The organism is Streptomyces sodiiphilus (genome assembly GCF_039529215.1).
GTDB classification, from domain to species: Bacteria; Actinomycetota; Actinomycetes; order Streptomycetales; family Streptomycetaceae; genus Streptomyces; species Streptomyces sodiiphilus.
Window position 1 is genome coordinate 29051 of sequence record NZ_BAAAMJ010000018.1, and the last position, 25753, is coordinate 54803.

Consider the following 25753-nt stretch of genomic DNA (forward strand, 5'->3'; position numbering starts at 1 on the left):
CGAGGAAGGACCGTGCTGCTCCCGGCCCTGCCGCACGCTCGGCCGAGCGGCTCTGCGGCCGCGAGGAACGGAGACGGGATCCGCCTGTGCCGGGAAGGCCAGCAGTGGCTGGTGCGAGACGCCATCTTCGCCGGTGCTCGATGAGGCAAGTACACCTGCCGCTTGCCGGGGAAAGTCACGGTGAGTGGCTGGGTCCCGTGTGATCAAATCCGGTCGGCTGCGAAGATCTGAGCCCGTTATCGGCCCGGCGTAGTTCCCCTGCCGTGAAAGCGAGAAGTGCGGCCGCGGCGAAAAGCAGGCCCGGGATCACGTACATCATGCGCTGATCGCTCTCGACGACAGCTATGTATTGGCTGTACGAGACCTCGATCTCACCACGCGCATAGGGGGTCGTGTCGAGAACGTAGTACCGGCCGTCCCTGATCTCCGGTGACTGCAAGCTCCCCGCGCTGCCCATTCCCAGAACCGCCAGTACGACGCCCGATACGACCAGCACCCCGAGAGCTGCCTGCACCTTTCCGGGCAGGCAACGAAAGGCGAGCCTCAACAAGTGCTTCTCCGGTCCCGCCAGGATCAGGCGTAGCAAGGCACCCGCAAAGATCGGGAAGAGCAGTAAGAAGATCACCACTAGCGGCCACGGCGAGCCGGTGAGCGGCAAGGTCCCCGGAAGCCAGGTGAGTGCGGCGAGCATCAGCAGTACGGCGCTCAATCCGGCCGCTGTCCCCCCGTGCAGCTTGTAAGTCCACCCCATACCGCCGGAGCCTGGCACACGTTCCGCCCATACTCAATGAGATAACTCGCCAGAGTTGCCTGCTTTCCGGTACCCGGGTTCGCTCACGGGCGGCCTTCACGGCCGCCGGTTCCACCAGCTCTCCTCGTTGTCGCGGGCGTTGGCGGTGAACCGGGCTGCCATCAGGGTCAGCATCGCCAGGACGGCCATGGCGACCGCCACCGGGACCGACCACAGCCGCACGAAGGCCCAGGAGCTGATGAACAGGGTCAGGCAGACCGCCATCAGCGCGAAGAACAGGGGGCGCCTGCGCCGTGCGTTCATACCGCCAGGGTACGGGCGGCCCGCCACGGCGGGAGAAGCCGCGCGCGAGGCCATCGCGGGCCGCCATTCCGGGGCGCCGCCCGGCAGCCGGGACGCGTCGGGCCGCTCCCACCTGGGCGGACACGGAGGTGAACCGTACCGTCACACGTCATACCAATGTTTGCTCCGGAGTCCTCTTCTCCCGTGGGGGAGGGGCGAGGATGATGAGCCCGGTCCGACGCATCGCCTGCACTGCCATGACGTTCCGCGCGCATCTCCGGCACCAGGAGGACGCCTCCCTCGCACCGCTCCGCCCCGGGGCGCCGGATGACGCCCCGCGTATGTCATGTACGGGTCAGGCCTGCGCCTCACGTCACGAAGGGAGACCACCGTGGCCTGTTCCAACAGAAACCTCTGGGCCGGCGAGACCACCTGGTTCTGCTGCGGCAACGCCTGGGGCCCGTGCGGCACCCACGGCGGCGGCGCCTGCGGCAACTGCCGCTCCTCCGCCAACCACGGCGCCTGGCCCAACGCCTCCCAGGCCTGCTACGACATCACCCGCCCCGACCTCTGCGGCGAGGGCAACATCCCCCGCCGCGGCTGCGGATCGGTGATGAACGTCCGCCACCAGTGCTCCGGCGCCACCGTCTGCATCACCATTACCGACTGCGGCCCCCGCATGCGGCTGTGGTGCGGCGAACAGACCTGCTGCGGCGGGAACTGCCGCGTCAACCGCGTCCTCGACCTCACCCCGGCGGCCTACTCGGCCATCGGCGACCTGGCATCCGGCAAGCTCCCCGTCCTGATCCACGGGTGAGGAGCACCCCCATGACCTCCACCCCCTCCCGTGACGGCCTGGGCCGCAGACGCTTCCTCACCTCCGCTGCCCTCGGCGGAGCCACCATCGTCGGCGCCTCCGCCCTCGGTGCCCTGGACGCCGACGCCGCGTTCGCCGCCCCCACCCCCTCCCTCGACCCCGCGACAGCCCACACCTCCTTCGCCGAAGGACGCGTCACCGCCATCGACGGCAGCCTCCTGCACGTGGCCGGCTCGCACGGAGAGAGCCACCGCATCCGGCTCACCAACGCCACCAGCATCTGGAAAGTCCGCCCCACCACCGCCGACGCCATCGACACCGGCGACGGCATGTACGCCCGCGGCGTCCCCATGCCCGACGGCACCATCGCCGCCGACGCCGTCTGGGTCAACATCGTCAACCTCCACACCACCATCCGCGGCATCGAACGCGGCCGCCTCCATCTCGCTCACGGCAGCCACACGTTCATCGGCCGCACCCTCCCCGACACCTCCGCCTCCTACGCCGGCGGCGCCCTCACCTCCGACCTCACCCGGCTGCGCATCGGGCAGCCCGCCCAGGTCCTGGGAGCCTGGCGGCCCTCCGACAACTCCGTCGACCTGGTCCGCGTGACCGTCGGACACTGAGCCGGGGAGGCAGGACATGATCACCCACACAGCCGCACTTCTCCCCCTGCTGCCGGCCGCCCTGCTCGGGGCGAGCGGCACCGGCAAGCTGGTGCGCCGCTCCCTGCTCGTCCCGGCGGAACGCTCCGACCGGTACCTACCGGGGCCGCCCGGTGGCGGTGCTGTTCGCCCTGGACGCGGCGGCCCACCTGGACCGGCCGCGCGGCAGCGCCGTCCGCGTCAGCGTGGTGGACCCGGACACCGAGGAGGTGATGGCCGCCGCCCTGCACGACGCCGGGCCCGACGGCCGTCGGCTGCCGGTGGCCGGCTGACGCCCGTCCCCGGCCCGGGCACGTGGGTGCCCGGGCCCGGGGACGGCGCGGGCAGTGCCTACCGGCTCACGTACGGCAGCAGTGCCATCTCCCTGGCGTTCTTGATCGCCCGCGCGAGCCGACGCTGCTGCTGCACGGTGACCCGGGTGACCCGCCGGCTGCGGATCTTGCCCCGGTCCGAGATGAACTTCCGCAGCAGATCGGTGTCCTTGTAGTCGATGTAGGTGATGCCCGCCTGGTCCAGCGGATTGGGGCGGGACTTGAGCGGCTTGCGGGAGTCGTGACGACGGGGCATGGGGTTTCCGTTTCCGGTGAGTCGGGTGCGGGGTGTCTTCCCGATGCCCACCGCCGGCGGATGGTGCCGGCGCCGGGCAGCGGCGGGCGTCAGGAGACGGGGTCGAGCAGGCTCTCGAACGGGGAGCGGATGCGGCTCCAGGCGTCACGGCCGGCGGCGTACTCCTCGTCCGTCAGCAGGCACGCCTCCAGGAGGTGCTCCAGGCCGTCGCGGTCCAGCCCGGGGGAGACGAAGACCAGGTGCTGGCAGCGGTCCCCGTGCTCCGGGTGCCAGTCCAGCGCCGCCGCCGCCCGGCGCTCGGGCGGCACCATCTCCCACGCGGCGTCCGGCAGCGACGCCAGCCACGGCCCGGCGTTCTCCACGCACAGCGCGCCCCCGGCCGCGTCCCAGGACAGCAGGGTGTCTGGGCGGTCGGCCAGCCAGAACCGCCCGCGGCTGCGGGCCGCCGCGCAGGCGAGATCCTCCAGCGCCTCGTAGAGCCGCTCCGGGTGGAAGGGGCGGTGCCCCCGCCACACCAGCGTGGCGACACCGGACTCGTCCGCCTCCTGCGGCAGCAGCGCGCACGCCGGGTGCTGCGCGGCGGCCGCCGCCGCGATGTCGAACCCGGCGAGCGCGGCACGCACCAGTTCCGGGCCGTCCACGGGCACCTGACGGGCGGTGGGGTGGAGCTGGGCCAGCATCGCCCGGTCCTCGTCGTCGGCGGCCTCGCTGTCGGCCACAGCGAGGACGGACGCGTACTCCAGCTGCCGCGCCCAGGTGTCGCCGACGGTGCGCTGGTCGGCGGCAGATGCCGCGAGCCCGCAGTCGGCCAGGTCGTTGCCGTCGGCCAGGAAGGAGACCACCAGCGCCGGATCCACGGCCGTCAGCACGCCGGTGATCCGCAGGGCGTCCCCGCCGTGCTCGGCCAGGGCCTCGGCCATGCCGCGGGGCTCGACGGAATCCCACAGTTCGAGGACCGCCAGGCGGCACCAGTCGTCCCCGGCCAGGCGCCGGAGCTCCGGCACCAGGTCCTCGCGCAGCGCGCAGCAGGCGCAGTCGTTGACGAGCGGGACCGGGTCCGACGCGGTCTCGCCCGCCGCGTCCCGCAGCACCCGCCGCACGGTGCCGCTCGCCGCCGCGGACAGGTCGTGGTGCAGCGAGACGCTGCCGGGAACGGACCGCAGGAGCCGCTCGACCGCCTGCCGCCGGACTGTCGCGTGCAGCCCGCCGACGATGACGACGGGGAGCGCGCCGCCGGCCGCCTGCCGTGGGTCCGGGCATGGTTCGGTGCTGGTCATGAGGTCCAGTATATGACAACGATTTTCATTAGCGTCAAGTGGTCCCCCGGACCGTGCTCCCGCGTCACGCCAGCCGCAGGAGACTCATCCGGTAGCCCTCGACCTGGGGAAGGCGCTGCTCGGCCAGACCGGCCGAGCATCTCCCGGTACGAGGAGGACAGCGCGGCGGTGAGGGCGGACGGCAGGGTGACCAGGGTGTGCGAGGCGAGCACCTCCGTCCCCGGACGCCACTCCCGGAGCTCCGCCGCGTCCGCGCAGCCCCAGCGCATGCGGGCGGCCACCTTGCTCAGCGCGTCGTGGGTGTCCTGGTTCCCGACGATCCACGGGCTGGAGGTGTCCAGGGCCGGCAGGGAGCCGGGGAACCGCTCGGCGAGCATGTCCACCACGCCGCGCACGGCCGCCTCGTCGAGGAACGGCAGCACGGCCTCGGCGCTGAAGAAATACGGCCCGCCCGCGCCCGCGACCTCCCGGGTCCAGGACTCCTCGGTCACGGACGCGGCCGGCATCCGCCGGTTGGGGGTGTCGTCGAGGAACACCCGGCGCAGCTCGGCGACGTCCGGCAGGTCCAGTTCGAACCAGGTGGCCCGGCCGTTGTCCACGCGCTCGTAACGGGTGTTGAGGCCGGCGCCGATCTCCACCACGGTCCCCGTGGGGTGCTCGGTGAGGAATGCGCGCACCCAGTGGTCGAACAGGCTGGTGCGCAGCACGGAGCCCAGCAGGCTCTGCAGACCGTCGAGGCGGGCGAAGTCGTAGTCGATCGCCGCCACGATCTCCTCGGCCCGTGGGTCCCGCGGGGCGGGCTCCGGTTTGCGGCTCTCCACGGCCCGGCCGTAGAGGGGGATGAGGAGGGTCTCCTGGACCGTCCCCGGCTGTACGCGGTACGTGCTCATCAGCGCCTCCGAGTGGTGTCGGTGCCGGTGCCGGCCGGTGCCGGTGCGCCCGTGCGCCCGCCCCGGCCGGCGTGGAGGGCGGCGGGTAAGCCGTCCGGCCCGCCGTCTCAGGCCGGCAGCCGCAGCCCGGGCTCCTCGTGTTCGCAGGCGTCGTCGAAGCCGTGCGTCTCCCAGGCGGGGAACGGGTCGTGCGGCGGGAGCTGTTCCCCCTCGGTCATCAGGCAGTCGTCGAGGGCGGCGTGCAGAGCCTCGGCGCGCAGGCCGGTGCCGATGAACACCAGCTCCTGGCCCTGCGGGGTGCTCTCCTCGCGGGCGCCGGAGGGCTCGAACCGGGCCACCGACCCGGCCTGGGACCACAGCCCTGTCACCTCCGAGCGGCCGGCCAGCCAGAAGAAGCCCTTGGAGCGCAGCACGTCCCCGAAGTCCCCGCTGTCGAGCCGCTCGGTGACGAATGTCCACAGCCGGCCCGGATGGAAGGCGCGGCCGGAACGGTAGACGGTGCTGGAGATGCCGTACTCCTCGGTCTCCGGCACGTGGTCGCCGTTGAGCTCCCGCACCCAGCCCGGTGCCTGCTGGGCGCGCTCCAGGTCGAACAGGCCGGTGCCTAGCACCTCGCCGACCGCCACCCGCCCGTGCCGGGCGGGGACGATACGGGCGACGGGATTGAGGCGGCTGAGGGCGGCCCGCAGCCTGGTGGCCGTCCCCGCGTCGACGAGATCGAGCTTGTTGAGAACCAGGACGTCCGCGAACTCGATCTGGTCCATCAGCAGATCGCTGACGGTGCGCTCGTCGTCCTCGTACTGGTCGAGCCCGCGCTCGGTCAGGGCGTCCCCGCCGGCGAGCTCGGGCATCAGATTGGCGGCGTCCACGACGGTGACCATGGTGTCGAGCCGGGCCAGGTCCGCCAGGGTGGCGCCGTCGTCGCGCGGGAAGGAGAACGTGGCGGCCACCGGCATCGGCTCCGAGATGCCACTGGACTCGATGAGCAGATGGTCGAACCGGCCCTCGCGGGCGAGACGGTCCACCTCCTCCAGCAGGTCGTCGCGCAGCGTGCAGCAGATGCACCCGTTGGTCATCTCGACCAGGCGTTCCTCGGTCCGCGACAGCGCGGCCTCGCCGCCGCGCACCAGGGCCGCGTCGATGTTGATCTCGCTCATGTCGTTGACGATCACCGCGACCCGCAGGCCCTCGCGGTTGCCGAGCACATGGTTGAGCAGGGTGGTCTTGCCCGCGCCGAGGAAGCCCGACAGGACGGTCACCGGCAGTCGTTCGCGCGTCATGTCGTCCCGTCAGCTCTCGGGGCTGAGCAGGCCGCGCTCGTAGGCCTTGAGCAGCCGCTGCGGCACCAGGTAGGTGGTGCCGTCCAGGGTGAACGGCACCAGTTGCGGGGTGGTGGCCTTCCACTGCGCGCGGCGGTGGCGGGTGTTGCTGCGGGACATCTTCCGCTTGGGAACGGCCATGGCGGACCTCCAGGACACGGGGACGGACGTGGGATACCACGCTACATGGAAATGGATGTCGTTTGCGAACGGCCTGGTTCCGAACCGATCCGGCGGCCGGTGTGCCGGCCGGTGGCTCCTGCACCGATACTGGCTCCGCCGGTCGGACAGCTGACGCTCTGTTCAGCAGCGGCGCCGCACTCCGGCTCACCCCCAGGAACGAAAAGTGGAGCAGCAGCAGTCATGACGAAGATCGCAGTGGTCGCGCACAGCCTCGCCGGATCCGCCCTCTCCCTCGCGGCCGCGGTCGCCGAAGGAGCGGCCAAACAGGCGGAGGACAACGAGGTGCGCCTGCTGCGCGTCCGCGACCTGCGCGGCGACGAGGAACTGGCCGCCGATCCGGGCATCGGGGTCCTGTTCGCCGAGCGCGTCGCGCCCCACCCCGTCGCCACCGGCGAGGACCTGGTCTGGGCCGACGCCGTCATCCTGGGCTGCGGCGTACGCTTCGGTGGCATGTCCGCCGCCATGCGCCGCTTCCTGGAGGATGCCGCCGGCCTGTGGGTGAACGGCGGCCTTCAGAACAAGGTGGGCGCCGCCTTCTCCGTCGCCTCCACCCCGCACGGCGGCATGGAGCAGACCGTCCACGACCTGCTGACGGCCATGATGCACTTCGGCATGCTGATCGTTCCGCCCGGCTACGGAGACGAGGTGCAGTACCACGCCTCCAGCCCGTACGGCGCGGTCGCCCAGGCCGGCGGCCCGTCCGGACTGGCCCCCACCGAGGCGGAGTTCGAGGCCGCGCGCTTCCTCGGCGGTCTCGTCGCCCGCACCGCCGCCCGCCTCACCCCGGCCTGAGACTCCCGGACCGGCGGGGGACGCGTGCCGGCGGGGGACGCGTGCGGCGGGGGACGTGCCGGTGAGCGGGAACATCACCGGCCGGGGCCGGGGCAACGCGCAGCGTCACGAGACCGCGTCCCCGGCCGCCGCGGCGCGCCCGTTCTGCGTGGGCAGCGCCGGGGCGGAGTCCGCCGCACCCCGCCTGCGGGGGGCCCGCTGCTGGAGCTGCCACAGTTCCCGGAAGAGTCCCGGCTCCGTGCTCAGCCGGTCGAAATCCCCCTCCTGCTCGATGCGGCCACGGTTCAGGACGACGATGCGGTCGGCCACGGCGACATTGGCGAGACGATGCGTGATCGGCAGCACGGCCCGGTCCCGGGCGAGGCCCCGGAGACCGGAGAACACCCGGTGTTCGGCACGCGCGTCGAGGGCGGCGGTGGGTTCGTCCAGCACGAGCAGACCGGCCGGGCGGTGGTAGGCCCTGGTCAGAGCGGCCCGCTGTCACTGCCCTCCGGAGAGCTCCTGGCCGCCGAGCCACTCGTTGGCCAGCAGCGTGTTGATGCCCGACCGCAGGCCGGGGAGAACCTCCGCGGCCCCGGACGCCTCGCAGGTGGCGAGCACGGCCGCGTCGCGGCTGTCCCCCTGCCCGAGGGTGACGTTCTCCCGCAGGGTGAGCGGGAGGCGCACGTAGTCCTGCGGGACCAGGCACACGTGCCGCCACGCCTGCCACGGGTCCAGATCGCGCGTCGGGATGCCGTCCCAGGCCGCCTCGCCCCCGGTGGGCAGATAGAGACCCGACAGGACCCGGGAGAGCGTCGTCTTGCCGGAGCCGTTCTCCCCGCATGACACGTGCGGGGGAGACACCGCTGAGGCTCTCCGCCGGCGCGCCGTCGTACCGGTAGATCACCTCCCGCAGCTCGAACCGCTGCGGGCGGGAGACAGCCTGGACGGAGCCCCGGGAAGCGCTCATGGCCTCCCCGCCCGCGGTGTCCACGAAGTTCCGCCAGTCCTGGACGTACCGGCCGGTGCGCAGCAGGCGCGCGCCTCCGTTGACGATCCCTCGCACGGAGCCGGTGGCGGTCTGCAGGGCGAAGACGGCGCCGCCCGCATCCGCCAGTTCCATCCGGCCCGTGGACAGCAGCCAGAGCAGGGTGGCCCAGACCAGCGCGGAGGCGATGCCGCCCGCTCCCGCGCCGGCCAGCCCCATCCACGCCCCCTTGTCGGCGGCGGCACGTTCGGCCCTGTTGATCCGGGCCGGCCAGGTCGCGGTAGCGGCGCAGCAGGAACGGGGCCATCGTGCGGGCGCGCATCTCCGCCCCGGCCTCCCCGTGCACCATTTCCCAGCGCAGCCGGTGCAGCATCCGGGAGTGCCCGGACATGGCCAGGGCCGCCAGGTAACGCACGCGGGCGGCCCGGACATAGGCGGCCGCCTGCGGAACGCAGGCCAGCAACAGCAGCGGCAGCAGCGCCGGATGGAGGACGGCGAGGACGGCGGCCCCGGCGGCGCGGTCGAGGCGTCGGCGCCCGGCGGCCGTTCCGCCGGACGGCCCGTCCGGTGGGTGCCGCCGGTGTCCCCGGCCGGCCCGGGAGCCACCGGCGGTCATCAGGCCTCAGGAGCCCGACCGCAGCCCGTACCCGATGTGGAGTATCCGCAGGGCGAGCTGTATGTGCAGCGCGCGCTCGGGTGACTGCCATTCCGGTCCCAGTAGTTCGCCGATGCGTTCCAGTCGCCGGGAGACCGTGTTGGGGTGCACGTGGAGCAGTTTGGCGGCGTGAGTGGGGCTCCCGCCGGCGTTGAAGTAGGCCTCCAGGGAGCCCGTGAGCTCGCTGAGATGCTGCTTGTCGTAACGGATCAGTGGGCCGATGGTGGCATCAAGGAACGCAGGGACGTCGTCGCCCCGGGAGAGCAGAAGACCGAAGAGCCCCACGTCGGCGGCCGACCCGCCGACCCCGGTGGCGCCCATCGCCGCCATCGCCTCCAGGCAGCGCCGTGCCTCCCGGAAGATGCTCGGGACGCTTTCCGGGCTGTCCGACGGGCCTGCCGAGCCCACTGTCACGGGCTGGCCGAGCACCTGGGAGAGCTCGCTGCTGACGGCATGCGCCGCCGCGTTCGGATCGCGGCCCGGAAGCATCAGGATGACGCAGTCCTCGCGGATCAGGTGAAGGCCCCTGGTGCGCTGGGCATGGGAGACGGCCCACACCTGCGCGCTGCCTGCGGGGCCGTGCTGGGGGCGGGCGGCGAGCATGACGTAGGGCTGTCGCAGGTTCACTCCCAGGCGCGAGGCCCGCTGTGTCAGTGCCTCAGCGGTCTCGCTGGTGCTGTCCAGCAGCAGCCTCAGCAACTCTGCGCGGTCCTGACTGGCGGTGACCCCGGCAGCGGGAGCCACCAGGTGGGACACTGCCAGGGCCTGGACGAAGAGGGTCAGTAGCGGGGGTGGTTCGCCGCCGTGTGCGGCGTTGCCCAGGGTGGCCTCTTCGCTGCCGGACGCACCGGGACTGCTCTCGTTGTCGCGGGCGGTGCCGGTCCCGCCGGCTTCCTGGTCCGGCCGGGGCGATGACCGCGCGCACCGCACGTGAACGCTGCTCAGCCACTGCTCCCCGGCGAAGACGACGGTCGTCCACGCGCCGTCCGGGTGCCGCACGGCGTGTCCGCGCGCGTGTGCCCGGGTGGCGGCGGCGATCAGGTCCCCGCACTGGCCAGGCAGTTCGCCTGTCTCGGCCAGGATTTCGCCGTCGGGTGCGCAGACCCGCACTGCCGCGCGCATGTGACGGCCGAACTTCCTCGTGAGCGCTGCCGGCCCGGCACCCTCGAGGGCCGCCTGGATCAGCTGCCGGCCGGCCAGGCTGTCGGCCGACACCTTGAGTAACTGCCGGGTGGTGCTGTCCTGGTCGCGGGGCAGGTTCCGCAGGCGCAGGTTCGCGGCGTCCGTGGCGGCGCCCCGGACCACCGCGGCGGCGCCCAGCTCGCCCAGCGTGCTCATCAAGGCCACCTCTTCCCGGCTGAACTGACGGGGGGCGCGGCAGGCGGTGTAGAGCACGCCCACGTGCCGGGACGCGTGCACCAGCGGCGTGGCGATGACCGCGCGCAGCCCCTCCGCCCGCACCATGTCGTCGGTGACCGCGCGGTGCTCGAACGTGTGGTCGGTGAGAAAGTCGGAGGTCCACACGGGGACCGCGGACTCCAGTGCGCGCTGCCCGAGACCGAGATGCTCGGGGACGCGCAGGCCGATGGTCAGCGGTGAGAGATGGCCGCCGGCGGCACGGACCACGAGCGGGCCGGACAGGGCCGCGCCCTCTCCCAGGGCGACACAGGCCATGTCGGCGCCGAGCAGCATCCGTGCCCGGCGGGTGAGCACGGCGAGGGCGTCGGCCAGGATCTCCTGCTCGGCCAGGTCGACGGCGGTGTCGAGAAGGAAGGTCAGTGCCGCACTGCGCTGCTGAACGCTCTCCAGCCGCCGGCGAAGCTGGAGGACCGCGCGACGCACGCGATCGCGTGCGTCCTGTCCCGCACCGCTCTTCCCGTCGGCCGGCTGTTCTTCGAGTGCCTCCTCCAGATGTTCGTCCTGCGCGCCCGCCGCGAGCAGTTCGAGCGCCGCGACGGCACCCTCATGGATCGCTTGCTGAGCCACCCATCCCCCGAAGTCAATGCTTGTCTTTGATCGCCCAACGCGGGCAGAACGCTAGAAGTGCCCTGTGGCCTGCGATGATGGGAGTTCCTCAGGCTTCCAGCACGCACGATCAGCAAGGGCACTTCGTCAGTGAAATCTTCCCACACGGCGATGGCGACGTTCGCGGCGGCCGATGACTCCGATCCGATCGCGTATGGCGGCCCGCCCCGGCTGGGAGCACCGGAGAACCTGTGGACGGCTGTCGGCCACTGTCCGCGCACCTGACCAGCCGGTCCGACTGCCCACCCACGACCCGAAGGACCTCGGGGACTCCGCCACCGAGACGGTCATCCGGCGCCCACCCCTGCCGACACCGGAAGACCATCCGGAACCGGTGAGCCAACCCGCTCAGGATGCACACGGTGGAGCCAGGTTCGGAGCGGTGAGGCCGTGGCCCTGAGCGCGAACACGTGCCAGCCCTCGCAGCCGCCGCCCGGGCTCCGCAGTCGTCCCGGAACCTTCGGCCGTCCCGTCCTGCCGTCCACGCCCTCACTTGGGTGCCCGGCCCGAGAGACGGGGAAGGCATGAAGTGCGGCACAGGATAACCTGCGGCGGCTCACGCCCGGTGGAGTTCGTCATGTTCCTTCCAGTACTTGACGGACTCCAGGAAACCTGACGAACTGATCGGGCCCGGACTGGTGTTCCGCGGAGTGGTCCCGAAGTATGTCGGCTATGGTCAATACGGACCCAGCTCTTCGAGGAGTGCAGCGCCGCCACCGCCAAAAGCGAGACGGCCGCTCTCGACGACCTGGAGTGGGCGGATGGCGCCCTGGGGCGTGCCGGGCCGCTACGGTCTCCCCGCCGGTCCGCTCAAGCAGTTCATCGACCGGACGCTTCCCCCGCACAGCAGGAAGGGCTGGTCGGCAAGGTGATTCATCCATCACTTCCTCGGCCGCCCTGCACGGTGGCCAGGAAAGCACGCTGCTCGCCCTGAACAACGCCTTCTGTCACTGGGGGGCCATCATCATGCCGCCCGGCGTGGCCGACGCCATTCAGCTCGCTCCCAGGAACAAGAATTCTCACGGAGTCAGCAGCACGTCACGGAATCAGCCCGCAAATGTGGACGATGACCAGCTGGCTGCCATGGAATTACCAAGCCCGCCGAACGGTGGAAATCGCCGCTGCCCTGCGGCGTGGATTCATACAGTCCTGAGTACCGCCGACCACGTCGGGGAGAAGAACCATGGACCAGTCCGTACGGGAAGCGTGTGTGAGACCGGCGCAGCAGCAACCGGATTGGGGAGATAATCATCTGCTCGCCCAGGTGCGTGAGGAACTCGCCGCCCGGCCGCCCCTGGTGAGCACGGGGGAGGTCCGCAGACTGCGTTCACTCCTGGCCGAGGCGGCCGCCGGACGGGTGAACGTACTGCAGGCCGGAGACTGCGCAGAGGACCCGGCGGAGACCAGCAGAGGCCATGTGATGCGCAAGGCCGCCGCACTGGATCTGCTGGCCGGGGCCCTGAAGATCATCACGCGCAAGCCGGTGATCCGGGTCGGCCGGATCGCGGGGCAGTTCGCCAAGCCCCGGTCGAGTCCCGTCGAGCGCGTGGACGGCAGGGACATCCCATCGTTCCGGGGACATCTGGTGAACAGTCCGGTGCCCCGGCCCGCCGAGCGGCGGCACGACCCGAAGCGGATGCTGCACTGTCACGACGCGGCCGACGACATCATGCAGCATTTCGGGGTCGAGGCCCGCCACCCGGCGGCCGGCGCCGAGTCGCCGATGTGGGCGAGCCATGAGGCGCTGGTGCTGGACTACGAGGTGCCGCAGGTCCGGCGCGACCCGGCGGGCGGGCGCGTACTCACCTCCACGCACTGGCCGTGGATCGGGGAACGGACCAGGCAGCCCGACGGGTCGCACGTCGCCCTGTTGTCGCTCGTTACCAACCCTGTCGCGTGCAAGGTCGGCCCCGGTGCGACCACCGAGGAACTGCTCGCGCTCTGCGAGCGGATCGATCCGCACAGGGAGCCCGGCAGGCTGACGCTGATCGCCCGCATGGGCGCCGCAACCGTTGCCCAGCGGCTTCCGGGGCTGGTACGCGCGGTCCGCGACGCCGGCCACCCGGTGTGCTGGCTGACCGATCCGATGCACGGCAACACGGTCACCACCGACGGCGGCCGCAAGACACGCTTCCTGACAGATGTGTGCGCCGAAGTGGCCGCCTTCGTCCAGGCGGTGCGGTCGGCCGGCGGCGTGGCGGCCGGGCTGCACCTGGAGGTGACCCCGGACGATGTCACCGAATGCGTGACCAGTGCCGAGAGCGGCCCGCACACCTTTCCCCGGTACACCACCCACTGCGACCCCCGTCTCAATCCCGACCAGGCGGCGTCCGTCATCTCGGCGTGGAAGGAGTGACCGAGCCGTGTCCCAGAGATCGCCGGGGCCGGTCCCACCGGGCTGTTCACCGTCAGCGAGCCGCTCCGCAGGAACGTGCGGGTGCGCATCATCGACCGGGCGACGGAGCCCACGTCGGTGCCCGAGGCACTCTCGCTGCGGCCGCGCGCGATGGACATCCAGGACGACCTCGGTGTGGACGAGGAGGCGCGGCGGCCCTCGGCCCGCACCGACACCTTCAGCTACTGCTGACCGGGCGGCGGCCCTCTCCGGGCGGGAAGGCCGAACGAGGGGTGCGGCTGCTCTGCCTCGATGACTTCCCGCCCGCCGCCGCCATCGCCGGCGCTCCGCCCGCCACCGCGGTGCTGGAGCAGGCGGCCGGCTCAGTGGTGCGAGCTGTGGTGCCCTTCGTGATCGGCGCGGATGGAGGGAGCAGTAGGTCCGCGGCCGGCTCCAGGGTCCCGTTCAGCGGAAGCACCCACGAGATGGCCTCGCGGACGCCGCTTCATCCTGCACGCGCCACACGGTGGCGGGCCCTGACCGGGCCATCCGCGTGAACCGCAGCAGAGCCCGAACGGAATCACAACCCCGAAATCCCGTGAAATGAGGATGCCATGACCGTTTCCGTCATCGACAGCAGCCCGCTCTTCGAGCTGAGCGCCGAGATTCACGTCGACGCCACTCCCGAGGAGGTGTACGACGTGGTGAGCGACCTCGGTCGCAGCGGTGAGTGGAGCCCCGAGTGCCAGGGCGGCACCTGGGTGTCCGGAGCGCCTCGCGCGGTCGGCTCCGTGTTCAGGGGCGAGAACCTGCGCAGCCCCGAGGTCGTTGCCTGGGCCCCGCTGGTCCGCGGTACCTGGTACACGGAGAGCCGGGTCGTGGCAGCCGAACGCGGCGTCACCTTCCGCTGGATGATGCTCAGTCACGCCCAGGAGGACCAGGAGAGCATCTGGGGCTTCGACACCAGCCTGGCCCCGCAGGGCGGCACCACCCTGGTGCATCACTTCCGGATGGGCAAGGCCACCGCGGGGATTCACAAGATCACGGCTGACCTCGACGAACCGGGCAGGGAGCGGTTTGTCAAGGAGTGGACCGAGAAGCTGGTCCAGGACCTGGGCGAGACACTGACCCGCATCAAGGAGGTCGTGGAGAAGTCCTGAACGTCTCCGGGGCGCCGCACCGGAACGGTCCGGGGCGGCGCCCGTACAGCAGGTCACCGGAGACAGGGCCGGTCTCCGGGTTCTCACCAGGACAGGAGTCACGTCAAGATGTTTCTTCAGCGATTGGGCAACCGGGGCATACGGCTGGGTACTGTCTTCGACCGGGCGGCAGCCCGCCATCCGGTCGGTCTCGTCGTACTGGATCACCGGCTCGACATCGCTCCGGAGCTGGGCACCCGCATGACGCTCACCCAGCTGGCCGCACTGGTGGACGACTTCGCGTCACGGCTGTGGGCCGCGCAGGTCCGCCCCGGCGACCACGTCGTCGTCCACAAGTCGGACAACTTCGATATTTCCCTGCTGGCCTGCGTCATCGCCCGGATCGGCGCCATCCCCGTCCTGCTCTCCACGAAGCTGGACGGGACAACCGTTGCCGCGCTGCTGCGGCGGGTGCCCAGCCCGGTTCTTCTCACCGACCAGGACAAGCTGGACCACCATCTGCCGGCCGAGGTCTTCGAGACGGCCACTCAGGTCCTGCTGGCCTCAGGAAGCCGCTCCGGCGCCCGGGAGCTGGCCGGGCTGGCGGGCGCCGCACGGGTTGCCGCGGTCCCCATGCCACCCGACCACCCCACCTTGATCACCCACACCTCCGGCACCACGGGCATCCCCAAGCTGGCGGTGCACACCGGCTTCACCTTCCAGGCCCGCTACCGCCCGCAGGCCACCATCGTCGCGGCCGGCGTCCGCAGTGACGAGGCGATCGCGGTCCACGTCTCGTTCGTGCACTCCCGGATGTTCACCGCGATGCCGATCGCCGTCCTGCAGGGCCACCCGCTCATCGTGCTGCGGGACGACGACCCGGAAACGGTGGCGGAGATCTTCTCCCAGGTACCGCCCGGGGTCATCGAGGCACACCCCAACACCTTTCTGCGCTGGGAGATACTGGAGGACCACCCGTCCCGGCCGCTGGCCAACGTCAAGTACTTCAGCAGCACGTTCGACGCCATCCACCCCCGGACCGTCCACCGCATGCTCGCCGCCTCCCGCCGCCGCAACGCGCTGTTCGCCCAGGCCTACGGCCAGAGCGAGGTCGGCCCCATCGCGGCACGCACCTACGGCCGCCGCCGTGGCATGACCGAAGGGCGCTGCGTGGGGCGGCCGTTCCCCGGTATGACGAGCGTCCGGGTGGTCAGCCGGGACGGCAAGCCCGTCACCGAGCGCTCTCCCGGCTACATCGAGGTGCGCAGCGACGGACGCATCGTCACGTACCTGGGTGAGCGGCAGCGGTGGGAGAAGCAGGTCAACGACGGCTGGTGGCGGATGGGGGACCTCGGATACCGCACCCGGTGGGGCTGCCTTCACCTGCTGGACCGGGAAGTGGACGAGATCCCGGGTGTCGGGAGCACGCTCAGGATCGAGGACACGCTCTTCTCACGGCTCCACGAGCTGGTGGAAGTGATCATCATCCCCGGCGGCGACGGGACGCCCGTACCGGTGGTCTGCACGAGAGACGACAAGCCCCTGGAGCCGCAGTCCTGGCGGGCAGCCACCGAGGGACTGCCGCCGCTCGCCGAGCCGGTCCGCCTGCGCCTGGACGAACTGCCGCAGACCGCGACCACCAAGATCCGCCGGCTGGAGCTGGCCCGCACGCTCAACGCGCGAGACCCACGGGACGTGAGCGGCGGGGACACGGGCGGAGAAGCGAACCGGGAGCTGACATGATGCGTGACCGCCGACGGGCGGAACTGCCCAGGTGGGACCCCGAGAACGAGACGTTCTGGGAGCAGTCCGGGCGCCGCGTCGCCCGTCGTAACCTGCTCCTGTCGGTGCTCACCGAGCACATCGGCTTCTCGGTGTGGAGCATCTGGTCGGTGCTGGTGCTGTTCATGTCCCCGGAACTGGGCATGGACTTCACTCCCGACCAGAAGTTCCTTCTGGTGATCGTGCCGACCGTGGTGGGCGCACTGCTGCGGCTGCCCTACAGCTGGGCCGTGGTCCGGTTCGGCGGACGCAACTGGACTGTCTTCGCCACCCTGATCCTGCTGGTTCCCGCCACGGGCGCCTGGTGGGCGGTGCAGCGGCCCGGCACCCCCTTCTGGGTGTTCCTCGTCATCGCGGCGCTGGGCGGGGCCGGGGGCGGCAACTTCGCCTCCTCGATGACCAACATCACCCGCTTCTTCCCCCACCGTCACCAGGGCTGGGCTCTGGGACTCAACGCCGGGGGCGGCAACGCGGGCGTGGCCGCGGTCCACATCGTCGGCCTGCTGGTGATCGCGGTGTTCGGTGACACCCATCCGGCCCTGGTGGCGGCGACGTACCTGCCGCTCATCGTCGTGGCCTCGCTCGTGGCCGCGCTCGCCATGGACAACCTCCCTCGGGTGCAGGCCGGGAACAGCCCGGACGGCAGCGCCGGCGGAGAAGGACTGCGGGCCGCCGCACGCAGCGGTCACACCTGGTGGATCTCGCTGCTGTACATCGGCACCTTCGGGTCCTTCATCGGGTACGGCTTCGCGTTCGGGCTGGTTCTGCAGACGCAGTTCGGGGTGAGCGCCCTGGAGGCTGCCTCCTGGACCTTCCTGGGCCCGCTGCTGGGCTCGATCAGCCGCCCGGTCGGTGGCTGGTGCGCGGACCGCTGGGGTGGCGCCCGGGTCTCACTGGTGCTGTTCGCACTGATGGGCCTCGGCACCGTGGTCCTGCTGGTCGCCGGAACCACCGGCTCTCTCGCGGTGTTCGCGGCCGGCTTCATCGCGTTGTTCGTGCTCAGCGGCGCCGGCAACGGCTCGGTCTACAAGCTGCTCCCGGTCGCCTTCGCCCGGGAGGCGGCCAGCCTGCCCGGGGACCGGGCGGCAGCGCTGGCCCGGGCGCGGCTGCTGGCGGGAGCCGCGATGGGCATCTCCGGAGCGATCGGCGCCCTGGGGGGCGCGGGCATCAACCTGGTGCTGCGGGCCTCGTACAGTGACGGCGGCAGCGGGACCCTTGCCTTCTCCGCCTTCCTGGCCTGGTACGCGGTGTGCGCGTTCGTGGTGTGGCAACGGTATCTGCGCACGGACGACATGTCCCGCCCGGCCGGGCGGGGCACCGGCAGGCTCTCGCCCCGCGACGACGAACACGACCGGACGGCGGCCCATGTCTGACCCCGGAAGCACGCCCGGCACGGACAGCCACTGTCCGTACTGCGCTCTCCAGTGCGGCACCGTCCTCACCCGCACGCCGGGCTCCGACGGCACCCCGGGGACGGTGGCCGTGTCCCCGTCGCAGTTCCCCGTCAACGAGGGCGGGCTGTGCCAGAAGGGCTGGACCGCGGGCACCGTACTGGACGCCCCGGACCGGCTGCGCTCCCCGCTGCTCAGGGACAGCGGCGGACGCCTGGCCCCGGTCGGCTGGGACACCGCGCTGGACACCGTGGCGGCCCGGCTCCGCGAGATCCGGGCAGCCCACGGCCCCGATGCCGTCGGTGTCTTCGGAGGCGGCGGGCTCACCAACGAGAAGGCCTATCTGCTGGGCAAGTTCGCCCGGCTGGCGTTGGGCACCAGCCAGATCGACTACAACGGCCGGTTCTGCATGTCCTCGGCGGCCGCGGCCGGCAACGCCGCGTTCGGCCTGGACCGCGGCCTGCCCTTTCCGGTGACCGACCTCGGCAGGTCCGACCTGGTCCTGCTGGCGGGTGCCAACCCGGCCGAGACCATGCCCCCGCTGATGCGACACCTGAACCGGGCACGGGCGCTGATCGTCATCGACCCGCGCCGCACCGCCACCGCGGAACGGGCCGCGCTGCACCTGCGTCCGGAGCCGGGAACGGATCTCGCCCTCGCGCTCGGTCTGTTCCACATCGCCGTCACCGAGGGGCACTGGGACAAGGACACCGTGGCACGCCGCACGACCGGCTTCGACGAGGCCTGGCAGCGGGCCGCCGCCTGGTGGCCCGAGCGGGTGGAGCGACTCACCGGCGTACCGGCCGCCGCCCAGTACGAGGCCGTCCGCCTGCTGGCGCGGGCGCGGCGGGCCCACATCCTCACCGGACGAGGAGCCGAACAGCACCACAAGGGCACCGACACGGTCTCGGCGTTCATCAACCTCGCCCTGGCCCTCGGGCTGCCCGGCAGGCCCGGCAGCGGCTACGGCTGCCTGACCGGTCAGGGCAACGGTCAGGGCGGACGTGAGCACGGCCAGAAGGCCGATCAGCTCCCCGGCTACCGTTCCCTCACCGACCCCGCGGCGCGGCGGGCAGTGGCGCGCGTGTGGGGCGTGCCACCGGACCGGCTTCCCGGGCCCGGCCGCAGCGCCTTCGAGCTGCTGTCAGCACTCGGTACCGACGACGGGCCCCGCGCACTGCTCGTCTTCGGCTCCAACCCCGTGGTATCGGCACCGGACGCCTCCCGGATCACCGAGCGGCTGCGGGCTCTGGACCTGCTCGTGGTCGCCGACTTCGTGCCCTCGGAGACGGCCCGGCTGGCGCACGTGGTCCTGCCGGTCACCCAGTGGGCCGAGGAGGAGGGCACCATGACCAGCCTGGAGGGCCGTGTCCTGCGACGCCGGGCCGTGCGCCTGCCGCCGCCGGAGGTACGCAGCGATCTGCGGGTGCTGCACGGGCTGGCCGTCCGGCTCGGCGAACCTCCCGAGCGCTACCCCACCGAGCCCAGGGTGGTCTTCGACGAACTGCGCCGCGCCTCACGCGGCGGACCGGCCGACTACTCGGGTATCAGCTACCGGCGGCTGGACCGCGGGGAAGCCCTCCACTGGCCGTGCCCCGGCCCCCGGGAGGGTGGACCCGGCCTCGACTCCGCGGCCGATGGCGGGGAACACCCGGGCACGCCCCGGCTCTTCCTGGAACGCTTCGCCCATCCGGACGGCAAGGCCCGCTTCCAGCCGGTGGACCACCGCCCCCCGGCCGACACCCGTGACGAGGACTTCCCCCTGTGGGCCGTCACCGGCCGGCTCCTCGCCCAGTACCAGAGCGGCAGCCAGACACGCCGGGTTCCCGATCTCCTCGCCGCGGCACCGGAGCCGTTCGTCGAGGTCCACCCGGACACCGCGGCCCGGTACGAACTGGCGGACGGCGCACTCGCGAGCATCTCCTCCGCCCGGGGGACCGTCACCGCCCGGGTCCGGATCGACCCGGGGGCACGCTCCGACACCGTCTTTCTCCCGTTCCACTATCCGGGGGAGGGCAGAGCCAATCTGATCACCGGAGGAGCACTTGACCCGCGAAGCCGCATGCCGGAGTTCAAGGTGAGTGCGGTCCGGCTGGAACCGGCACCGTCCGGCTCGGGAGAGATCCGATGACCGGCCGGGTGCTGATCGTCGGTGCCGGCCCCGTGGCGCACCGCCTGGCCGGACGCCTGGCGGCCCTCGGACACGGGGACGGCACCGTGCTCCTGGGCGCGGAGCCCCATCCTCCGTACCACCGGTCCCTGCTCACCCGGCTGCTCAGGCCCGGGACGGAACCCCGCCTGCTGGCGATGCCCCCGCTGCCCCCAGGCACGGAGATACGCGCGCGGGTACGGGTCCGCTCCCTGGACAGGCACCGCCGCAGGGTGCTCACCGATGCCGGAGAGGCCGTCGGCTACGACACACTGGTGCTCGCCACGGGAGCCCGGCCCCGGCTTCCCGGTCCCCAGGAGCTGTCCGGACTGCGGACGGAGGGCGGACGCCTGCTGCCGGGCGCCGGACCCCTGCGTACTCTGCGCGACGCCGCCGAGACCTCCGGACGCCGCGTGGTGGTGCTGGGCGCCGGCCCGCTGGGAGTGGAGGCCGCGGCGGCGCTGCGCCGGGCGGGCCGGGAGACCGTCCTGGTCCACCGCGGACCGCACCCGCTCTCCGGACATCTGGACGCCGCGGCCGGGGAACTGCTGGCCCGCGCGCTCACGGCCCAGGGCATCGGGCTGGAAACCGGGCGGACCGCCGTCTCGGCCGTCCCCGGCAAGCTCACGCTGGACGACGGACGGGTACTGGCCTGGGACAGGCTGCTGCTGTGCACGGGAGCCCAGCCGCGCACCGAGCTGGCGGCGGAGGCCGGGATCCGGGTGCGCCGGGGCATCGTCGTCGACGCGCTGCTGCGGACCGGCGACCCCCGCATTCACGCGATCGGTGACTGCGCCGAGCCGGAAGGCGGGCACACGGGCTCCCTGGAGGAGGGCTGGTCCCAGGCCGACGCGCTCGCCCGGACCCTGGCCGGGCGGCCCACGGCCTTTCACCCCCCGGCCCCCCTGCTGCGGCTGCGGCACGGCGCGGACGTCGCTGTCCTCCACCCGGCCCCGGGAGCCGGGACAGGAGTCCGGCGCGTCACTTTCCGCGATCGGACGCGTGGCCGCTACGCCCGTCTGGACCTGGACGCCGCGGGGCGGCTGGTGTCCGCCGTCACGGTGGGCCTGCCGGAGGCGCCCGCCGCGCTGAGCCAGCTCCACGACACCCGGATGCCGGTCCCCGCGGACCCCCTGCCTCTCCTGCTCGGGGCCCCGGCGCGCAGTACCACCGAAGAGGTGAGGCTGCCGCAGGCTGCCCTCATCTGCCGCTGCAACAACGTGCCGCGGAGGCAGCTCGACCAGGCCTGGCAGCAGGGTGCGCGGACCGTGGAGGCGCTCGCCGCCGCCACCCGGGCCACCACCGGCTGCGGGACCTGTACCGACCAGGTACGCCGGATCTGCAGCCAGCTCGACGCGGCCTCGAAGACAGCACGGTGACCGAGGGCCGGCCCGGCGCACGCCGCCGGCCGCCCCGTGCCGCCCCGTGCCGCCCCGTGCCGCCCCGTTCCGTCCCGTCCTGGAGGAAGCCCGATGACCACCACGCCCACCGCCGCGACCGGCACCGCTCCCGGACCGGACGAAGAGGGAGGGGCTTCGTCCCGGCGCCGGCTGGTCGTGGTCGGCCACGGCGTGGCGGCCCACCGGCTGATCAGCGAGCTCCGGATGCACGACCGGGCCGGCGCCTGGCAGGTGCTGGCCGTCGGGGACGAACCGTACGCCGCCTACAACCGTATAGGACTCCCCGGGCACCTGGCCGGTGGCCCGCCGGACGCACTCGCCCTGGCCGCCCAGGACCACGATCCGCTCGTGGAGATCCGGCTCGCCACGCCCGTGGCGTCCGTCGACCGCGCCACCAGGTCGGTGCTCACGGCGGACGGGGAGCGGCTGGGCTACGACGCCCTGGTGCTGGCCACCGGCGCCGCGCCGTTCCGGCCCCCGGTCCCCGGACTGGATCTCCCCGGCTGCCACCCCTTCCGGACCCTGGACGACGCCCGTCGTATCCGAGGCGCCCTCCGCCCCGGGGTGCCGGCCGTGGTGATCGGCGGCGGGCTGCTCGGTCTCGAAACGGCCTGGGCGATCCACCGGCTGGGCGCCCGCGCCGCTGTGGTGGAGACGGCTCCCCGCCTGATGCCCGCCCAGCTCGACGACACCGCCGCCGCGATGGTCGCCGACCGGCTGCGAGGGGACGGGGTGCGACTGCACTGCGCGGCTTCCGTCCGCAGCGTGGAGGCCGGCCGGGACGGCGGCGCCGCGGCGGTGCTGCTGGAGGACGGCACTCGTCTCCCGGCCGAGCTGGTGGTGTACTCCGCCGGGGTGCGTCCCCGGGACGAACTGGCGGCTCCGGCAGGACTGGCGCGCGGTGAGCGGGGAGGCTTTCTCACCGACGGACTGTGCCGCACCGAGGACCCGCTGGTGTGGGCGATCGGCGACTGTGCCGCCCTGCGCGGGCGCTGCCACGGGCTGGTCGCCCCCGGCTACCGGATGGCGGAGGCCGTGGCCGCACAGCTCCTGGGCCGGCCGGCCCAGGAGCTCGCCGAGTCCACCGCTCCGACCCGGCTCAAGGTGCCCGGCGTCGCGGTGGCCAGCCTGGGCGACGCACACGCCAGAACGCCCGGCGCGGTGGAACTGAGCTTCACGGCCCCGGGGGCCGGCGGCACCGGCGAACGCTACGCCAGGCTCGTCCTGGACGCTGCGGCCCGGCGACTGCTCGGCGCCGTCCTGGTGGGCCACGACGACGCGTACATGCTGCTCAGTTCCCTGGTCGGGGAGGAACTGCCGGCCTCCGCCGACCGGCTGCTCACCGCGGCCTGACAGCCGGCCGGCCGGTCGCCTCCCCCCGGGCACCGGGAATCCGGGGCAGGCCGCGGTCAGCGCGCAGGCTCACCAACAGGGCGTGGCGGAGTCTCCCATCTCTTCAGGGAAGTGAGCCCGTGGGGCTGCGCTCCAGCCGCGCACGCCGCCCCGGGGGCAACCGGGGCGGCGCACGGGGACGAGCGGCGTCATGCGGCACTGCCCGCCGGCTCAGCGGCCCATCGGGGGTGTGCGGGTGGCGACGTTCATCCGGTTCCACCCGTTGATGGTGGTGATCAGCGCGATGAGCTGGGCCAGTTCGCGCTCCTCGAAGTGCTTCGCGGCCTGCGCGTAGACGTCGTCCGGCACGAAGCCGTCGGTGAGCACGGTGACGGCCTCGGTCAGGGCGAGGGCGGCGCGCTCCTTCTCCGTGTAGACCCCCTCGACGTCGTCGAATGCGTTGAGGAAGTAGATCCGCTCCTCGGTCTCCCCGGCCTTCCGCGCGTCCTTGATGTGCATGTCGATGCAGAAGGCACACCGGTTGATCTGCGAAGCCCGGATGAGGACCAACTCGGTGAGGACCGGGTCCACGTCCTTCTTGGCGGCCTCGTACAGGGCGCGCATCGCCTGGTAGACCTCGGGGGCGTTCTTCCACATGTTCATTCGCTGAGTCGCTGTCATGGTTCTGACCGTACTAACCCAAGTGGCCGAGATTATGGTCCAGTTCTGTGTCTGTCCATGGAGCCGCTTCGCGCGGGCGGCCGGACTTCGACCTCCACCTGGACCTGCGCTTCGACGTGACAACCGCGCGGAACGAGGGCGGCAAGCGCGAGAGCCTGATGCGCGCCCTGCGCGAGGCCATCACCGACGGCCGGCTGGCCTCCGGCACCCGTCTGCCGTCCACCCGCACCCTGGCTGCCGACCTCGGCGTTGCCCGCAACACCGTGTCCGACGCCTACGCCGAACTCACGGCCGAAGGCTGGCTGGTGACGCGCCAGGGCTCCGGCACCCGCGTCGCACGCCGCGCCGGCGCCGGAGAACCGTACGCCGTCCCCCGCGCGTCGCGTGCCCCGGCCACGCCTTCCCGTCCGCCCTGACCGCCCTGTGCCAGGCCCTGCGTCAGGAACTGGCCAGCAGCCCGGGAGGCGCCTGCCCGGGCCGGTGATCCCGGCCAAATCCGGGGCCGACCTTCGACTCTCTGCCACCCGGTGTTGAGCCGATGGCGGGCCGCCCTCTACGGTGGCCCCCACCGCCGGAACGATCAGACCTTCACCGGGAGTCACCGCTGTGTCCGCGCCCACCACGCCGACGTCCTCGACGTCACCGACCACCACCGGACTGCCCGCGGCCACGGACCACACGGGTTCCGTACGCCGGGTACTCGCGATCTCCGGCAGCCTGCGCGCGGCCTCGTTCAACACCGCGCTGCTGCGTGCCGCCCCCGCCTACGCGCCGGCCGGAGTCGAGATCGAACTCTACGGTGGCCTGCGCGACCTGCCGCCCCTCGACGAGGACCTGGAAGCCGGCCCGCTGCCCACCGCCGTGGCCGATCTCCATCACCGCGTCCGCGAGGCGGACGGCCTGCTGATCGCCACCCCCGAGTACAACTACTCCGTGCCCGGAGTACTGAAGAACGCGCTGGACTGGGCGAGCCGCCCGGGCACGGAACCGCACCCCCCGCTGCGTGACAAGCCCGTCGCCATCATGGGCGCCTCGCCGTCCGCCTTCGGTACCGTCCGCGCGCAGCTGGCTCTGCGGCAGGTGCTGCTGTGTACGAAAAGCAGGGTGGTGCCCGCGCCCGAGGTCATGCTCTCGAGCGCCTACCGGCACTTCGACGAGAAGGGCGCACTCATCCCCGCATCCGCGGAGAAGCTCTCGGAGCGCCTCACCGCCCTCCTCGCGGCCCTCGACTCCCTCATCGCCGCCTCGCGCCCACGGTAGAGAGGGCCCGCTCCCTCTCTGACGTGCAGAGGCGGGCCGGAATACCGGAACAGTCCCCGCCCACGGATATCCGGCAGTGGACGCCACCTCAGGTGAGAGAACCGGGGGCTTCATCCGGAGTCCGGGGCAACGGCTTTCGGGCGCGGTGTGCGGCGGAGGTGGCGGAGTCGCCATGGGGTGGCGAGGTGGGCGAGCGCGGCGGCTGCCAGGCTTGCCGCGGCCAGGGCCCAGCAGGCCGGGGCCTGGGGTGGTGCCCACATCCAGTTCCACCAGCGGACGGTGCCCGCGGGGTCCCAGCCGAGGTAGGTGAGCGGGAAGAGGGTGAGCAGGGGCAGTACCCAGGCCTGTGCCCGGCCCAGGAGGCGGGCGCAGGTCAGGGCCAGGCCCAGCCGGATGAGTTCGGCGCGGATCAGTGCGGCGGCCGCTTCCGGGCTGCGGACCAGCGCTTCACAGACGCCGAGGAGAACAGTGGCGGCCACCGCGGCGGCGACCGTGTGTGCCAGTTCGGCGCGGCCCCAGCTCGGGCCCGCCGACCACCGCCGCCGCGATACCGGCCCGCCGGAGCATCCCCCCCGGACAACGTCTTCATCCGCGACCCCGCCCGGCCCTCCAGCCCCACACGACGCAACGCGTCCTCCGTGGCCGCGCCCGCCTCCGCACGCGGCACCTCACGCAACCACGCGCAGTACCGCACGAACTCCCGGACCGTGTGGTGCGAAAGCAGCCGAAGTCCTGCGGCAGATAGCCGATGTGCCGCCGCGCCCGCCGGGCCGACCGCTCGCAGTCCACCAGCTCGCCACGGGCCCGCAACTCCCCGCGCACCGGCGGCGAGGCGGTCGCCAGCGTACGCAACAGCGCACTCTTTCCCGCACCATTCGGACCCAGCAGCCCGAAAGCCCTCGGCCCGACCCTCAGATCCAGCCCCGAAATGACAGGATCCCTGCCATGGCCCTGCACCAGATCCGACACCTACGACCGCCCGCACACGTTCTCACCCTCACTCAGCGGGGCGCGCGCCCGCTCCGGACGCACGCCCCGTGGCACCGTCGCCGCTGACAGGCGCACACCGAGGCCGTGCGGCTGAACGCCGGCCG

The 25753-nt window shown here is 72.3% G+C and carries 26 protein-coding genes and 1 pseudogene; 14 read left to right on the forward strand and 13 right to left on the reverse strand.

Annotated features, from left to right (window positions below; translation table 11 throughout):
* Positions 1-175 precede the first annotated feature (175 nt).
* Together ABD299_RS10350 and ABD299_RS10355 are read right to left on the reverse strand one after the other, a co-directional pair.
* The gene (locus tag ABD299_RS10350) at positions 176-709 is read right to left on the reverse strand and encodes a hypothetical protein (protein ID WP_344260723.1); all 534 of its coding nucleotides are present in this window, start codon (positions 707-709) and stop codon (positions 176-178) included.
* Positions 710-847: 138 nt separating this feature from the next.
* On the reverse strand, positions 848-1054 hold the full coding sequence (locus tag ABD299_RS10355) for a hypothetical protein (protein WP_344260726.1): 207 nt from the start codon (positions 1052-1054) through the stop codon (positions 848-850).
* Positions 1055-1424: 370 nt separating this feature from the next.
* Between ABD299_RS10355 and ABD299_RS10360 the strand changes: the two genes are divergently transcribed.
* The 3 genes from ABD299_RS10360 to ABD299_RS10370 all read left to right on the forward strand — a co-directional run bounded on the left by ABD299_RS10360 (position 1425) and on the right by ABD299_RS10370 (position 2787).
* Positions 1425-1850, forward strand: coding sequence for an RlpA-like double-psi beta-barrel domain-containing protein (locus ABD299_RS10360; protein ID WP_344260729.1), 426 nt, complete (start codon positions 1425-1427; stop codon positions 1848-1850).
* Between the two features lie 11 nt (positions 1851-1861).
* Entirely contained in the window at positions 1862-2476 is a 615-nt protein-coding gene (locus ABD299_RS10365; protein WP_344260730.1) for a cell wall protein, read from the forward strand.
* Positions 2477-2628: 152 nt separating this feature from the next.
* Complete coding sequence (locus tag ABD299_RS10370) at positions 2629-2787, forward strand: hypothetical protein (RefSeq protein ID WP_344260732.1); 159 nt, start codon at positions 2629-2631, stop codon at positions 2785-2787.
* 58 nt (positions 2788-2845) lie between these two features.
* Here the strand turns inward: ABD299_RS10370 and rpsR are convergent, their stop codons facing one another.
* The 5 genes from rpsR to rpmF form a co-directional block, all read right to left on the reverse strand.
* Positions 2846-3082, reverse strand: coding sequence for a 30S ribosomal protein S18 (gene rpsR, locus ABD299_RS10375; RefSeq protein WP_344260734.1), 237 nt, complete (start codon positions 3080-3082; stop codon positions 2846-2848).
* 89 nt (positions 3083-3171) lie between these two features.
* The gene (locus ABD299_RS10380) at positions 3172-4359 is read right to left on the reverse strand and encodes a CobW family GTP-binding protein (protein WP_344260736.1); all 1188 of its coding nucleotides are present in this window, start codon (positions 4357-4359) and stop codon (positions 3172-3174) included.
* Positions 4356-5249, reverse strand: coding sequence for a class I SAM-dependent methyltransferase (locus ABD299_RS10385; RefSeq protein WP_344260738.1), 894 nt, complete (start codon positions 5247-5249; stop codon positions 4356-4358). The genes ABD299_RS10380 and ABD299_RS10385 overlap by 4 nt, the downstream gene beginning before the upstream one ends.
* Positions 5250-5356: 107 nt before the next feature.
* Positions 5357-6529: a GTP-binding protein gene (locus ABD299_RS10390; protein ID WP_344260740.1), complete on the reverse strand. Its 1173-nt coding sequence runs from the start codon at positions 6527-6529 to the stop codon at positions 5357-5359.
* A gap of 9 nt (positions 6530-6538) precedes the next feature.
* A complete protein-coding gene (gene rpmF / locus ABD299_RS10395) occupies positions 6539-6709 on the reverse strand; it encodes a 50S ribosomal protein L32 (protein ID WP_344260742.1) in 171 nt (56 codons plus the stop codon).
* Positions 6710-6931: 222 nt separating this feature from the next.
* On the opposite strand from rpmF, the gene wrbA reads away from it, so the two are divergent.
* Positions 6932-7543, forward strand: a complete 612-nt coding sequence (gene wrbA, locus ABD299_RS10400) for an NAD(P)H:quinone oxidoreductase (protein WP_344260744.1) — start codon at positions 6932-6934, stop codon at positions 7541-7543.
* 105 nt (positions 7544-7648) lie between these two features.
* Here wrbA and ABD299_RS10405 read toward each other — a convergent pair whose 3' ends face one another.
* The 3 genes from ABD299_RS10405 to ABD299_RS10415 all read right to left on the reverse strand — a co-directional run bounded on the left by ABD299_RS10405 (position 7649) and on the right by ABD299_RS10415 (position 11151).
* The gene (locus ABD299_RS10405; protein WP_344260746.1) at positions 7649-7975 is read right to left on the reverse strand and encodes a hypothetical protein; all 327 of its coding nucleotides are present in this window, start codon (positions 7973-7975) and stop codon (positions 7649-7651) included.
* 48 nt (positions 7976-8023) lie between these two features.
* The gene (locus tag ABD299_RS10410; protein ID WP_344260747.1) at positions 8024-8371 is read right to left on the reverse strand and encodes an ATP-binding cassette domain-containing protein; all 348 of its coding nucleotides are present in this window, start codon (positions 8369-8371) and stop codon (positions 8024-8026) included.
* Positions 8372-9132: 761 nt separating this feature from the next.
* Positions 9133-11151, reverse strand: coding sequence for a helix-turn-helix domain-containing protein (locus tag ABD299_RS10415; protein ID WP_344260749.1), 2019 nt, complete (start codon positions 11149-11151; stop codon positions 9133-9135).
* Between the two features lie 1222 nt (positions 11152-12373).
* On the opposite strand from ABD299_RS10415, the gene ABD299_RS10420 reads away from it, so the two are divergent.
* The 8 genes from ABD299_RS10420 to ABD299_RS10455 all read left to right on the forward strand — a co-directional run bounded on the left by ABD299_RS10420 (position 12374) and on the right by ABD299_RS10455 (position 22739).
* Positions 12374-13546, forward strand: a complete 1173-nt coding sequence (locus tag ABD299_RS10420) for a 3-deoxy-7-phosphoheptulonate synthase (protein ID WP_344260751.1) — start codon at positions 12374-12376, stop codon at positions 13544-13546.
* An 18-nt stretch (positions 13547-13564) separates the two neighbouring features.
* Positions 13565-13777 (forward strand): FAD-dependent monooxygenase, encoded by a 213-nt coding sequence (locus ABD299_RS10425; protein WP_344261009.1) that lies wholly within the window; start codon positions 13565-13567, stop codon positions 13775-13777.
* 362 nt (positions 13778-14139) lie between these two features.
* Entirely contained in the window at positions 14140-14685 is a 546-nt protein-coding gene (locus tag ABD299_RS10430; protein WP_344260754.1) for an SRPBCC family protein, read from the forward strand.
* A 108-nt stretch (positions 14686-14793) separates the two neighbouring features.
* The gene (locus ABD299_RS10435) at positions 14794-16407 is read left to right on the forward strand and encodes a class I adenylate-forming enzyme family protein (protein WP_344260757.1); all 1614 of its coding nucleotides are present in this window, start codon (positions 14794-14796) and stop codon (positions 16405-16407) included.
* Positions 16407-17819 carry a nitrate/nitrite transporter gene (locus tag ABD299_RS10440; protein WP_425581306.1) on the forward strand — a complete coding sequence of 471 codons (1413 nt, stop codon included), beginning with the start codon at positions 16407-16409 and terminating at the stop codon, positions 17817-17819. Before ABD299_RS10435 ends, ABD299_RS10440 begins: the two co-directional genes overlap by 1 nt.
* Positions 17812-19968 (forward strand): molybdopterin oxidoreductase family protein, encoded by a 2157-nt coding sequence (locus tag ABD299_RS10445; protein WP_344260763.1) that lies wholly within the window; start codon positions 17812-17814, stop codon positions 19966-19968. The genes ABD299_RS10440 and ABD299_RS10445 overlap by 8 nt, the downstream gene beginning before the upstream one ends.
* Complete coding sequence (locus ABD299_RS10450; protein ID WP_344260765.1) at positions 19965-21365, forward strand: FAD-dependent oxidoreductase; 1401 nt, start codon at positions 19965-19967, stop codon at positions 21363-21365. Before ABD299_RS10445 ends, ABD299_RS10450 begins: the two co-directional genes overlap by 4 nt.
* Positions 21366-21458: 93 nt before the next feature.
* Positions 21459-22739, forward strand: coding sequence for an NAD(P)/FAD-dependent oxidoreductase (locus tag ABD299_RS10455; protein WP_344260767.1), 1281 nt, complete (start codon positions 21459-21461; stop codon positions 22737-22739).
* A 210-nt stretch (positions 22740-22949) separates the two neighbouring features.
* Here ABD299_RS10455 and ABD299_RS10460 read toward each other — a convergent pair whose 3' ends face one another.
* Positions 22950-23399, reverse strand: a complete 450-nt coding sequence (locus tag ABD299_RS10460) for a carboxymuconolactone decarboxylase family protein (RefSeq protein WP_344260769.1) — start codon at positions 23397-23399, stop codon at positions 22950-22952.
* Positions 23400-23557: 158 nt separating this feature from the next.
* Between ABD299_RS10460 and ABD299_RS10465 the strand changes: the two are divergent.
* Positions 23558-23809 (forward strand): annotated as a pseudogene (locus ABD299_RS10465) (GntR family transcriptional regulator); the annotation flags it as partial.
* A 196-nt stretch (positions 23810-24005) separates the two neighbouring features.
* On the forward strand, positions 24006-24659 hold the full coding sequence (locus ABD299_RS10470) for an NADPH-dependent FMN reductase (protein WP_344260771.1): 654 nt from the start codon (positions 24006-24008) through the stop codon (positions 24657-24659).
* Positions 24660-24769: 110 nt separating this feature from the next.
* On the opposite strand, the gene ABD299_RS10475 is transcribed toward ABD299_RS10470, so the two are convergent.
* On the reverse strand, positions 24770-25138 hold the full coding sequence (locus ABD299_RS10475; protein ID WP_344260773.1) for a hypothetical protein: 369 nt from the start codon (positions 25136-25138) through the stop codon (positions 24770-24772).
* Positions 25139-25244: 106 nt separating this feature from the next.
* A complete protein-coding gene (locus tag ABD299_RS10480) occupies positions 25245-25628 on the reverse strand; it encodes an ATP-binding cassette domain-containing protein (RefSeq protein WP_344260776.1) in 384 nt (127 codons plus the stop codon).
* Positions 25629-25753: the final 125 nt, after the last annotated feature.

Excerpts from the sequence above, each read along its gene's own strand:
- ABD299_RS10355 (WP_344260726.1), bottom strand. The coding sequence starts at position 1,054 with ATGAACGCACGGCGCAGGCGCCCCCTGTTCTTCGCGCTGATGGCGGTC.
- ABD299_RS10365 (WP_344260730.1), top strand. The coding sequence starts at position 1,862 with ATGACCTCCACCCCCTCCCGTGACGGCCTGGGCCGCAGACGCTTCCTC.
- rpsR (WP_344260734.1), bottom strand. The coding sequence starts at position 3,082 with ATGCCCCGTCGTCACGACTCCCGCAAGCCGCTCAAGTCCCGCCCCAAT.
- ABD299_RS10380 (WP_344260736.1), bottom strand. The coding sequence starts at position 4,359 with ATGACCAGCACCGAACCATGCCCGGACCCACGGCAGGCGGCCGGCGGC.
- ABD299_RS10385 (WP_344260738.1), bottom strand. The coding sequence starts at position 5,249 with ATGAGCACGTACCGCGTACAGCCGGGGACGGTCCAGGAGACCCTCCTC.
- ABD299_RS10390 (WP_344260740.1), bottom strand. The coding sequence starts at position 6,529 with ATGACGCGCGAACGACTGCCGGTGACCGTCCTGTCGGGCTTCCTCGGC.
- rpmF (WP_344260742.1), bottom strand. The coding sequence starts at position 6,709 with ATGGCCGTTCCCAAGCGGAAGATGTCCCGCAGCAACACCCGCCACCGC.
- wrbA (WP_344260744.1), top strand. The coding sequence starts at position 6,932 with ATGACGAAGATCGCAGTGGTCGCGCACAGCCTCGCCGGATCCGCCCTC.
- ABD299_RS10420 (WP_344260751.1), top strand. The coding sequence starts at position 12,374 with ATGGACCAGTCCGTACGGGAAGCGTGTGTGAGACCGGCGCAGCAGCAA.
- ABD299_RS10430 (WP_344260754.1), top strand. The coding sequence starts at position 14,140 with ATGACCGTTTCCGTCATCGACAGCAGCCCGCTCTTCGAGCTGAGCGCC.
- ABD299_RS10435 (WP_344260757.1), top strand. The coding sequence starts at position 14,794 with ATGTTTCTTCAGCGATTGGGCAACCGGGGCATACGGCTGGGTACTGTC.
- ABD299_RS10440 (WP_425581306.1), top strand. The coding sequence starts at position 16,407 with ATGCGTGACCGCCGACGGGCGGAACTGCCCAGGTGGGACCCCGAGAAC.
- ABD299_RS10445 (WP_344260763.1), top strand. The coding sequence starts at position 17,812 with ATGTCTGACCCCGGAAGCACGCCCGGCACGGACAGCCACTGTCCGTAC.
- ABD299_RS10450 (WP_344260765.1), top strand. The coding sequence starts at position 19,965 with ATGACCGGCCGGGTGCTGATCGTCGGTGCCGGCCCCGTGGCGCACCGC.
- ABD299_RS10455 (WP_344260767.1), top strand. The coding sequence starts at position 21,459 with ATGACCACCACGCCCACCGCCGCGACCGGCACCGCTCCCGGACCGGAC.
- ABD299_RS10460 (WP_344260769.1), bottom strand. The coding sequence starts at position 23,399 with ATGACAGCGACTCAGCGAATGAACATGTGGAAGAACGCCCCCGAGGTC.